The organism is Spirulina major PCC 6313 (assembly GCF_001890765.1).
GTDB classification, from domain to species: domain Bacteria; phylum Cyanobacteriota; class Cyanobacteriia; order Cyanobacteriales; family Spirulinaceae; genus Spirulina; species Spirulina major.
Window position 1 is genome coordinate 3832192 of record NZ_KV878783.1, and the last position, 12385, is coordinate 3844576.

Annotated in this window: 6 protein-coding genes and 1 tRNA gene; all 7 read left to right on the forward strand. The window is 52.5% G+C overall.

Annotated elements, in window-relative coordinates; translation table 11 throughout:
- Nucleotides 1–52: 52 nt before the first annotated feature.
- Nucleotides 53–406, forward strand: a complete 354-nt coding sequence (locus SPI6313_RS16995; protein WP_072622061.1) for a HesB/IscA family protein — start codon at nt 53–55, stop codon at nt 404–406.
- Between the two features lie 73 nt (nt 407–479).
- Nucleotides 480–899 carry a tetratricopeptide repeat protein gene (locus SPI6313_RS17000; RefSeq protein WP_072622062.1) on the forward strand — a complete coding sequence of 140 codons (420 nt, stop codon included), beginning with the start codon at nt 480–482 and terminating at the stop codon, nt 897–899.
- A 48-nt stretch (nt 900–947) separates the two neighbouring features.
- Nucleotides 948–1820: a M48 family metallopeptidase gene (locus SPI6313_RS17005; RefSeq protein ID WP_072622063.1), complete on the forward strand. Its 873-nt coding sequence runs from the start codon at nt 948–950 to the stop codon at nt 1818–1820.
- Nucleotides 1799–1880, forward strand: a tRNA-Leu gene (locus tag SPI6313_RS17010). Before SPI6313_RS17005 ends, SPI6313_RS17010 begins: the two co-directional genes overlap by 22 nt.
- Before the next feature lie 750 nt (nt 1881–2630).
- A complete protein-coding gene (locus tag SPI6313_RS23065; protein ID WP_072622064.1) occupies nt 2631–8285 on the forward strand; it encodes a PAS domain S-box protein in 5655 nt (1884 codons plus the stop codon).
- Between the two features lie 713 nt (nt 8286–8998).
- Entirely contained in the window at nt 8999–11056 is a 2058-nt protein-coding gene (locus SPI6313_RS17020) for an ATP-binding protein (protein ID WP_072622065.1), read from the forward strand.
- A gap of 144 nt (nt 11057–11200) precedes the next feature.
- Entirely contained in the window at nt 11201–12352 is a 1152-nt protein-coding gene (locus SPI6313_RS17025; RefSeq protein WP_072622066.1) for a hybrid sensor histidine kinase/response regulator, read from the forward strand.
- The last annotated feature ends 33 nt before the right edge of the window (nt 12353–12385 follow it).

Below are 12385 nucleotides of genomic sequence, written 5' to 3' on the forward strand. Positions count from 1 at the left end.
CAGGCATTGCCTGTGGTGAACCATCCACCCTTTTTCGTCTTCGGTATTTGCTATGACTGCAACTCAAACCCCTCAAAAAGGTATTCTGCTCTCCGAAACTGCCCTCGAACATCTGCAACAATTGCGATCGCAGCAAGGTCGCGATCTGTGCCTGCGGGTCGGTGTGCGTAATGGTGGCTGTTCGGGAATGTCCTACGCGATGGATTTTGAGACGGCTGAGAATATTCGCGAGGATGATGAAGTCTATAACTACAACGGCTTCCGCATTATCTGTGATCCCAAAAGTCTGCTGTATATCTACGGAATGCAGTTGGATTACAGCAATGCCCTCATCGGCGGCGGCTTCCAGTTTACGAACCCCAACGCCAACCAAACCTGCGGCTGTGGCAAGTCTTTCGGGGTGTAGGCCGTAACCCACAGAACGGTGTACACTAAGCGATCGCGCTGATGTGCGAAGACGTTGCCTAACGATTGGAACTATGCCAGATTCTGTAACCTCACTCTATGACAGTGGCCTAGAACGCTACCAAGCGGGGGAAGGCCCGGAAACGCTAATCCCGGTGTTTCGTGAAATTTGCGATCGCAGTCGCAAAAATCCCGCCGCTTGGTCAAGCTTGGCTTGGCTGTATCTCCTGTCCAACAAGGGCGAACAGGCCCTCAGCGCGGCCCAAAAAGGGATTAAGCTTGACCCCAACGCCCCCCAAGCCCGGATCAATCTCGCCCTAGCGATGTTGGAAACTGGCAAAACGGGGGTGCGAGATCATGTGGAGGCCGCCAAAGACATGATGGCCGCTAGCTCCGAAATCCGCCAAGATATCATCGACAATATTGAAGATGGCTTGGGCCGTAAGCCTGATTGGAAAGCGTTGCAACGTCTGAAAAAATGGCTAACGGAGTAAGGTTTAAGGTTTTGCGATCGCGCCTCTGTTCCCTTCTGACACATTAAAATGGCTCCGAAGCAATCGCTCATTGGGCTAAAAGCCAGCCAATTCCGCCACCCCCTCGACCAAGATGCCACCCAGTCACTTCAACAAGTGCCGGGCTTGGATATTGCCATTCGGGCGATGTTGGGGCCGGTGGTGGAAGAATTCATGTTCATCAACAATGTAGCCGCCAGTGTGCAAGTCGGGCCGCAGCAATTGCCGCAGCTTCATGATCTTCTCCTCGAAGCCTGCGAAATCCTCGATGTGGAGTCGCCCCAACTCTATGTCAAGCAGCACCCCACCCCCAACGCCTACACCCTGGCGATGCGGGGCAAGCGGCCCTTTATTGTGATTCATACGGCGTTAATTGACCTGTTGACCTGGGAAGAGGTGCAGGCGGTGATTGCCCATGAGTTGGGGCATTTGAAATGTGAGCATGGGGTCTATATGACCTTGGCGAATGTGATGGTGCTGGCGGCTTCGATCGTGCCGACGTGGGGAGCGTTGTTGACCCAGGCATTGCAGGATCGGATGTTGGAATGGTCGCGCTGTGCGGAGTTGAGTTGCGATCGCGCTGCCCTTCTCGCCTGCCAAAACCCCGATGTGGTGATGTCGGTGTTGATGAAGTTGGCGGGCGGTTCACCGCGTCTAGCTCCGATGTTGAACCTGGATGCTTTCGTTGCCCAAGCACGGGACTATGATGCGATCGCCACCCACGAAATCGGCCACCTGCTGCGATCAGCCCAAGTCCAGCAGCTAACCCACCCCTTCCCCGTACTCCGCGCCCGCGAAGTTCAACGCTGGGCCAAATCTTCTGATTATCAGGCCTTGCTGGAATCGAATCGAGGGGGCTATAATGGCAAAGCATCAAATACGGGTGAGTGGCGGAATTGGTAGACGCACCACACTCAAAATGTGGCGGCTTCGGTCGTGAGAGTTCGAGTCTCTCCTTACCCATGACAAACGCGACTTAAGATCAATAACCTTAAGTCGCGTTTTTTGCAATCCTGAAATTCTCTGGCGTGCGAGCTTCTCGCACGCTACCCTGATCAGGGGAGGCGGACGATACCACATAATCCGCGATAGCAGGAGTGAGCCAGAGGCTCACACTACTACCTGAAATCCTCTGTAGTTCGAGCTTCTCGCTCGCTGCTCTAGATTTGGCCGCAGTGAGCCAGAGGCTCACACTACTACTACCTAAAATCCTCTGTAGTTCGAGCTTCTCGCTCGCTGCTCTAGATTTGGCCGCAGTGAGCCAGAGGCTCACACTACTACTACCTGAAATCCTCTGTAGTTCGAGCTTCTCGCTCGCTGCCCTGAATCCTGCCCTGAATCCTGCCCTGAATCCTGCCCTGAATCCTGCCCTGAATCCTGCTCCGATCCTGCCCTGAATCCTGCTCTGATCCTCAATAGCCCACAGGGAGAGGGACGTTGAGACCCTTGAGCACTACTGGATAAATTTTTACCCTTCAATAGCCCCTTGTTGGCAAAAATCTAGGCTTTACAATTAATGAAGGAGGGCAACATCAGCAAATTCGTCGCGATCGCCCTACCCCGTTCAAGGTAATGTCTGCGGCGAAGCGATTGCGGCCATCAAAAATCTTGAAGTTTATTTCCTCTGTTTAGGGCATATTAGGTTCCCAGGCTCAAGACGGTTAAGATCAAAGAATAAAAAGTAGTTATTCATACAGATTTTTGAATGTCATTATGTATAAAAGTGCCCTCCCGATCGCGCCCGTGGATCTGCAAGCCGCCATTATTCGTGACCCCTTAACCGTGACCTGCGACACCCCCTTAATGGAGGCGATCGCAACCATGAACCAATCCCACAACTACTGTGCCCACGATCTCGCCGCACGGGAAGCCGCTTGGCGACAGGAGGCGCGATCGAGTTGTGTGTTGGTGTTAGCAAACGAGCGCGTTGTGGGAATTTTCACCGAGCGGGATGTGGTGCGTCACTGTGCAGCGCAACAGGACTTGACCCATTGGACGATCGCCCAAGGGATGCAGTCGCCGGTCATGACCTTACCAGAGACGGAATTCACCGATGTGTTAGTGGCCATCAATCGGTTGCAACAGCATCACATCCGCCATTTACCCCTCGTGGATGCCGCCGGTCGCCTCTCCGGACTCCTCACCCATGAGAGTCTGCGGCACACCACCCGCCCCGTGGACTTGTTACGCTTACGGCAGGTGCATGAGGTGATGAGTCCGGCGGTGATTACCGCTGCGCCGGGGGTGTCGATGTTGACGATCGCGCAAATCTTGGCGCAGCATCGGGTGAGTTGTGTGGTGATCGTGGCCACCCAAGGGGAGGGAGACGCAGCGATCCAGCGCCCGGTGGGGATGATCACGGAGCGGGATGTGGTGCGGTTTCGCAGCCTTGAGGTAGATTTGGCCCATTGCACCGCTGCCACGCTGATGAGCCAGCCTGTGATTGAAGTGCAGACCGAGGATAGTCTGTGGCATGTGCAGACGGTGATGGAAGAGCATCAGGTGCGGCGGGTGGTGGTGACGGACGATCGCGGTGAGTTGCAGGGTATTGTCACCCAGAGCAGTTTATTAAATGTCCTGAACCCCATTGAACTGTTCCATTTGGCCGAGATGCTCGAAGCCAAGGTCAAGCGCCTCGAAGCCGAAAAAATGACGTTGTTAGAACAGCGGGCCAGCACCCTAGAGCAACAAGTGCAGGCCCGCACCGCAGAACTCAGCCACAAAGCTGAACAGGATCGGATTCTCAATGCGATCGCCCTCCAGATTCGCTCCTCGTTGGATTTACAAACCATCCTCGACACAGCAGCGGCCCAGATTCATCAGCTTTTGCAGTGCGATCGCGTCACGATGTGGCAAATGGATGACCAATACCATACCCGCGTTGTGGCCGAAGCCACCGATTCCCCCGACTGGCTTGTGGGGGCAGATATTTTCGATGAATGTTTTGTCGAATCCCTCACCGAATCCTATCGCGAGGGCAAGATTCACATTGTGCCCGATATTGAAACCGCCGAGATAGCCCCATGTCACCGAGACTTGTTGCGGCGCATCTATACCCGCGCCAAAGTGATGGTGCCGCTGTTGTGTAATGACCAATTGTGGGGTTTTTTGAATGTGACAGAGCGGGACTTTCCCCGCCAGTGGCAACCCGCCGAAGTGGAACTTCTGCAAGCCCTCTCGGTGCATTTAGCGATCGCCATTCAACAGGCCACCACCCATGCACAGTTACACCAAGAATTACACGATCGGCAACAGGTCGAACAACGCTTAAACGACGCGCAAAAACTCGCCAAAGTGGGCAGTTGGGAATACGATGTGCAGGTGGGTAACCTGTCGTGGACGGCAGAAGTGGCACGGATTTTTGAGCGCGATCCCCAGGATTTTAATTCAGCCCAGGGTGTGTTTTTTGAGGCAGTCCACCCGGACGATCGCGCCCTAGTTTGGCAAGCCTACGACTATCATTTACGCGAGCAACACCCCTACGATATTGTCCATCGTCTTTGGATGCCCGATGGACGGGTGAAATATGTTCACGAACAATGTGAAACGGATTATGCCGAGGATGGGACACCCTTGCGATCGCGGGGCATGGTGCAGGATATCACCGACCGTAAAGAAGTCGAAATCGCCCTCGCCACCCTCAACACCGAACTCGAAACCCGCGTCCAAGAACGCACCCAACAACTCCGCGAACAAGATCTTCAACTCCAAGAATTTTTAGAAAATGCCAATGATTTAATTCAAAGTGTGCGCTTGGCGGATAGTCATTTTGAATTTGTCAATCAAACCTGGCTCAATACCTTAGGCTATACCGCCGCAGAAGTGGAAAACCTGACTATTTTTGATGTGCTCCATCCGGATCATCATGACTCTTGCCGGGCGATGCTCACTGAAATTCAAGCGGGCGATCGCTGCTCCCTTGACCGGATGGAATTACTCTTTCTCACAAAAAATCGCCGAAAAATCGTTGTCGAAGGAAGTATTAACTGTCGCTATGAAGGTGAATATCCGGTGGCTGCCCGTGCCATTTTTCGCGACATTACCCAACAGAAAAACATCCTCGAAGCCCTCCGAGACAGTCAAAAACGGTATCAACGCCTCGTGGATGATATTGGCAGTAAATTTCTTATTTTCAGCCATACCGGAAAATTAGGGCGCTTGACCTATGTCAGCAGCGGTTGCGAAGCGATTTTTGGCCAAGATCGGGCGGATTTACTGGGTCAACCCTGGTTAGAAGCGGTGCAATGGCTCCCAGAGAGCCACGCCCAGAGCCACGCCATCCTCAACGATTTTTTCCAACATCCGCAACAGTCCCAACCCCAACAATGTGAACTGCAATTTCGCCACCCTGACGGCCAGATCCGGACGATCGCGCTCCACCAACATCCGGTGCGGGATGAGGCCGGGACATTAATCGCCGTCGAAGGGATTGCCGAAAATATTACCGCCCAAAAAGCCGCCGCCATTCACCTCCAAAACCTCAACTATCGTCTCCAGATTGCGCTACGGTCTGTGGCGATGGGGATTTGGGATTGGAATATCCAAAAGCAGAACCTCACCTGGGACGATCGCATGTTTGAAATCTACGGCATTCAGGCAGACGACTTTACAGGACAGGTGGACTACTGGCACGACATCCTGCATCCGGACGATCGCGAGGCCACCCTGGCGAAAATTCAACAGGCATTAACAGGGGTGTGCGAATTTGTCGATCAATTTCGGATTGTGCAGCCGACGGGCGAGGTGCGCTGGATCGATGCCCATTCGCTGATTCAACGCGATGCCCAGGGGAAGGTTACCCACATGGTCGGGACGAATCTTGATGTGACTGAGCAGATTACGGCGGAGCAGGAACGCCAAACCCTCTTACAAGAATTGACGAATTTTAAATCTGCCATTGATCAAGCGGCGATCGTGGTGATTACAGATACCAACGGGACGATCCTCTATGCCAATGATCGGTTTTGTGAGCGATCGGGCTACACCCAGGCGGAGGTGATTGGGCAAACTCATCGTTTGGTGAAGTCGGGCTACCATCCGCCGGAATTTTTTGGGGAACTGTGGGAGACAATCTGCCAGGGGCGAGTGTGGCGGGGGGAGGTGTGCAATCGTACCAAGGCGGGGGAACAATATTGGATGGATACAACGGTTGTGCCGTTTTTGGATGATCAGGGCGCTCCGGTACAGTATCTGGCGATTCGGTTTGACATTACGGCGCGAAAAGCGGCGGAAGTGGAGATTCAGCTGCAATTGGCGGCGATCGAGGCGGCGATCGATGGGATTGGTGTGCTGCAAGGGGATATCTACATCGCGGCGAATGATGCCCATCTAACGCTGTTTGGGTTAACGGAATCGTCGGATCTGATCGGGAAACCCTGGCAGATGTTGTACGACCCGGAAGAGATCCGACGGTTTCAGCGGGAGGTGTTTCCGGCGCTGAGACGCGATCGCGCCTGGAAGGGGGAAGCGATCGCGAAACGCACAGATGGGTCTACCTTTGTCGAAGAATTATCCCTCACCCTAACGGCAGAAAACTTGCTGATCTGTGTCTGTCGAGATGTGACGGAGCGCAAACAGGCCGAGCGCATTGTCCGCCAGCAAGCCCAAAAGGATCATCTCTTAGCCAGCATTACCCAACAGATGCGATCGTCCTTGAGTCTGGCGGATGTGCTCAATACGACGGTGCAGGAGGTGCATCAAGTGTTGCAATGTAGCCGGGTGCTGGTCTATCGGGTGTTTCCCTGGGGAAATGGAGCCGTGATCGCAGAATCCGCCCTGCCCGGTTGGTCGCGCTTGCTGGATCGGGAGTTTCCGGAGGAGGTCTTTCCGAAGGAAAACTACGATCGCTATGTGCAGGGGCGGGTGTTTGCCCTCGAAGATCGCGACGCTCAACCCCAACAGGTCTTACCCTGTTTGGTGGAATTCCTCACGGAAATTCAGGTGCGGGCGAAGTTGGTGGTTCCCATCGTGCAACAGGACAGCCTGTGGGGGTTGATCATTGCCCATCAATGCGATCGCCCCCGCGTTTGGCAAACCTGGGAAATTGACCTCCTGCGCAAAATCGGCGATCAATTAGCGATCGCCATTCAACAGGCGGATCTGTTTGAACAGGTGCAAGCGGAACTCCTCGAACGCCAACAGGCCGAACAAAAACTCACCGAACGCAACCAAGAACTCGCCCTCTCCAACCAAAAACTCGAACGGGCCACCCGCCTCAAAGATGAATTTCTTGCCAATATGAGCCACGAACTACGCACCCCCTTAAATGCCATTTTAGGCATGACCGAAGGCCTCCACGATCAGGTGTTCGGTGCGATCGCCCCCGCCCAAACCAAAGCCTTACACACCATTGAACAAAGTGGCACCCATTTACTCTCCTTAATCAACGATATTCTCGACCTCTCTAAAATTGAAGCCGGGCAAGTTCAACTCGATTGCAGTCCCACCGCGATCGCGCCCCTCTGCCGTCAAAGCTTGAGCTTCATCAAGCAACAAGCCTATAAAAAGAAAATCACCCTCAAAACCCACATTCCAACACATCTTCCACACATCACCCTCGATGAACGCCGAATTCGTCAAGTCTTGATTAACTTGCTCAATAATGCCGTGAAATTCACCCCCGACGGCGGCAGAATCACCCTCACCGCAACCATTGTGACCGTCACGGATCATCATCATGAATCGATGATTAAATTAGCCATTCAAGATACCGGCATTGGCATTGCAAAGGATGATTTATCCCGTCTATTTCAACCCTTTATCCAAATTGATAGCGCCCTCAATCGCCAATATAGCGGCACGGGTTTAGGCTTGGCCCTCGTGCGTCGGATTGTGGAATTACACGGGGGCTATGTGGAAGTGGTTAGTGAAGTGAATCAAGGCAGTTGTTTTATGATTTATCTGCCGGGTTTAGTCGCCGGAACGGAGGAAACCCTGGCGCAACTGAACTCGTTCGCCCCAGGGCACACCGACTCTCCAACCCATCCCCATCAACCGGTTGTGACCCCGCTGATTCTATTGGCGGAAGATAATGAGGCGAACGTTTTGACTCTATCGGGATATTTAGAAGCGAAGGGCTATCAGCTTATTTTTGCGAAGACTGGAACCGAAGCGATCGCGATCGCCCAAGCCGAACAGCCCGACATTATTTTGATGGATATTCAAATGCCGGGCATGGATGGCTTAGAGGCGATCCATGCGATTCGGCAGGATGCAACAATTGCGACGATTCCGATTATTGCCCTCACCGCTTTGGCCATGACGGGCGATCGCGATCGTTGCCTCGCCGCCGGAGCCAATGCATATCTCAGTAAGCCTGTAAAATTACGCAATCTCATCACAATGATCCAGGATTTACTAAAATCTTGATTTTTTGTTGTAACATAGATGAAAAATAAGCAGCCTAAAGCAGTGAATACACAAAAAGCCATAATCAATGTTTCTAAAATCACGTTTGATTGTTCTTTTCTGTGAACGTCCGCCGTCTTTATCCTGAGCTATTGACGATCTCTTAACATCGTCATTCTGCATCTCAGTTTGTAGTGATAGTCCATAGCAATTCTATTGAATTCATGAACAAGCAAGGGGCTCAAGCCCTTTGTTGATGAGAAGATAAGATCTCCGATTGATTTAGGATCGCTATATAGCGGATTGCGAAAAGATGAGAACGCGACTTCCCCCTTTAAAAGGGGGATTGAGGGGGATCTTTGTACCGCAATTTTATGAAAACCGCTATAGATACATCTCACGCTTGCAAGTGTTTCAGATCACCCACCATTCCCCCTCCTTGGCGGTAATCTTTAAGTATTTTCCCTCCTTGGAGGGGTGCGCGGCAGTGCGGGGCGGATTCAAGGTTGCTTAACTGAGATCCACCCCATAGTTTTAGAGGCTGTTTGAAAAGTTAAACTCAGATCTAAATCATAAGCCTCGCTCAATGGGAACAAGAGGCTTAAGCCCCTTGCCTCTCTATTCAAGATACTTATTAAACACCCTCTTAGCATCATATTAATATTAATATTAATTGATTGAGTGTAGTAATACATTGGTAGCAATACACTGGTAGCAATACATTAATAAACAGAATGGAGAAAGCACCTATTCCCCTGAATGAAACTGCGCGTCTGGCAGCCCTACGACGATATCGGATTCTCGATACATTGCCCGAAGTAGAATATGATGACATCACCCGTTTAGCCAGCGTTTTATGTGGTTCTTCTACGGTGCTGATTTCCTTGGTCGATTTCAATCGGCAATGGTTCAAATCACGGGTGGGTTTGGATGTGACCGAAACAGCACGTGATATTTCGTTTTGTGGTCATGTGGTGGCTAGTGGCACGATGCTGATCATCCCCGATGCCACCGAAGACATCCGCTTTTGTGATAATCCCCTGGTCACCCAGGCTCCCCATATTCGGTTTTATGCGGGTGCTCCGCTGCGTACTAGAGAGGGGCTGATCTTGGGAACCCTCTGCCTGATTGACTATGCCCCCAAAACCCTAAGCTCAGAACAGATCGAACATCTTCAATCCCTCAGTCGTCTTGCGATGCGACAGCTTGATCTCCGGTTGGCGGCAAAATGTTCAGAGCGTTTGGCGGCGGTTGTCACCTCTTCCAATGATGCGATCATCACCCAGGCCCTTGATGGCACGATTGACACCTGGAATCCCCAAGCGGAACACCTTTTCGGCTACTCGGAACAGGAGATGATCAATCAATCCTTGGGGATTGTGTTGGGGCCGCAGGGGTGGGGGGTGGAACCCACGTTGGTCAATGCCGTTCTTCGGGGCGAAGCATTACAGCGGTTAGAAACGACGTTTTATCATCGGGATGGTGAGGCGATCGCGGTATCGGTGACGCTCTCGCCCCTGCGCAATTCCAATCAGCACATCATCGGCACAGCAATGATTGTGCGGGATATTCGCAAGCCCAAACTTGCAGAACAACAACTGCAAGCGATGCACGCCAAACTGCTGCGAAGCACGGGGCTGAGAAATGAGGTGCTGACCAATATCAGTCATGAATTGCGCACATCGATGAGTGCCATTCTTGGTATGACGCAGGGATTACAAGATCAGGTTTTTGGCCCGATCAACACGATCCAGAGCCGAGCCTTGGAGGCGATCGCCCAGGGTAGTCAGCATCTGCTCTCCCTGATTGAAGACATTCCGAATCTGGCCAATATTGAATCTGGGCAGATGGAGATCACCGTCGCTCCGACAGCGATCGCATCCCTCTGTCGTCAGAGCATGACCATCGTTCAACAACAGGCCTACGCCAAGGAACTTCAGCTTGATCTACAACTGTCACCCAACCTGCCCCCCGTCCTGCTCGATGAACGACGCATCCGGCAAGTCTTGATCAACCTCCTCACCAATGCGGTGAAGTTTACACCCCCCGCCGGAACCATCACCCTCACCGTCCACGAACTCCGCCCCCTGACCCCCGCCCCCGCTCAACCTGATGGCCCGGATCATTGCCTCCAAATCACCGTCAGTGACACCGGCATCGGCATTGCACCGGAACACCGCGACACCATTTTGCAACCCTTCACCCAACTAAACCCAAAACGACAACAGACGGGCCTAGGACTGGGGTTGTCGATTGTGCGCGGGATTGTGGAGTCCCACGGGGGAGACCTTCAGATCGCCAGCGAATTGGGCCAGGGGAGTGCGTTCACCCTGACGCTGCCGGTACGATTAGCCACCCCTACCCCCACGCCTCCCCCCTCGATGATCGAGACGCTCCTCGCCGCTGCGACGAACAAAGCCCCGCTCATTCTCTTGGTAGAAGACAATGAAGCCGACATTATGACCCTGTTGGGCTATTTGCAGGCGAAGGGCTATCAGTTGCGGGTGGCCAAAACGGGACTCGAAGCGATCGCGATTACCCAAGCCGAACCGCCCGATATTATTTTGATGGATATTCAACTCCCGGAGATGGATGGCTTGGCAGCGATGCAGCAGATTCGCCAAAATCCCACCCTGGCGAATGTGCCAATCATTGCGTTGACGGCCTTGGCGATGGCGGGCGATCGCGATCGCTGCCTCGCCGCCGGAGCCAACGCCTACCTGAGTAAACCCGTACGCCTCCGCCATCTGATCGCCACCATTGAGGGTCTCCTCGCGGTGGCATTGTCCTGAGGGTTTGGATCGCGCTGTGATGGTCGGAAGGGGTTGCCTGGCCTGCGATCGCGCCCCATTCATCCTGATCAGAGTCTACAAAGCTTGATAAGTTAAGAAAGGGTGTAATCACAAAACCATCCACCATTCGAGACTTAGCAGGCAATGCACAACACCACGATCCTCATTGTTGATGATGAACCCGATAACTTTGATGTCATTGAAGCCCTCCTCGAACATCAAGAGTATCAACTTCATTACGCCCCCAATGGTCAAGCCGCCATTAATGCGTTACCGATCTTAAATCCGGGCCTCATTTTATTAGATGTGATGATGCCAGAACTAGATGGCATCGAAGTCTGTCGCCGGATCAAAAGTATGGCCCGCTGGTCAAATATTCCGATTATGATGGTAACAGCGTTAGACAGTAAAAAAGACTTGGCGCAATGTTTAGATGCGGGGGCTGATGACTTCATTAGTAAACCCGTGAATGCCCTCGAACTCCGTGCTAGGGTGCAATCACTGCTCAGAATCAAAGCCCAATACGACCAAATTCAAGAATTTTCCCAAGTTCAAGAACAAACCATTCAACTCCTCAAAAAAACCCTCCATGAATTGCGCGGTAACTTAGCCCGCAGCCTCTCCCACGAACTCAATACCCCCCTCAACGGTATTCTCGGAACCCTCGATCTACTCCGCTACGACCTTGCCAATATGGAACCGAGTGAGATTGAAGAACTCCTCGGTTGGATTCATGAATCGGCCTGTCGTCTTGAACATCTAACGAATAAATTTCTCGTTTACCTTGAATTAGAACTGGCATCTACCTATCAAAAACCCTTGTCGCTGGATGATTCTGGTTTTAACTTGGCTTTGCTGAGGGGTCATATCCAAGACCGCGTGCGCCGGGCCGATCGCACTGCGGATTTAACCCTGGTTTGTCCTGAACAAGATATTTCCTTTTCAGAACGTTATTTTATGATTCTCTTAACAGAATTAGTCGATAATGCCTGTAAATTTTCCGAACACGGCCAGCCCATTCAGATCACCATTGATCCCCAACCCGATGCTGTCACCCTCACGGTTCAGGATGCGGGGCGCGGCATGACCCCCGAACAACTGCAACGGATCGACGCTTTGGTACAGTTTGACCGTCAACATTATGAGCAGCAAGGGGTTGGCCTGGGGCTACGCATTATCCAAAAAATTGCGGAGTTGGGCAACGCTCCCCTGCGAATCACCAGCGATCTCCACAAAGGCACACAGATTCAGATCACTTTTCCCACCTTGGCGGCTGAGTCTGTGGCCATACCCTAAGGGTTGAGGCGGGTTAGGATGTCTTTACGGGGG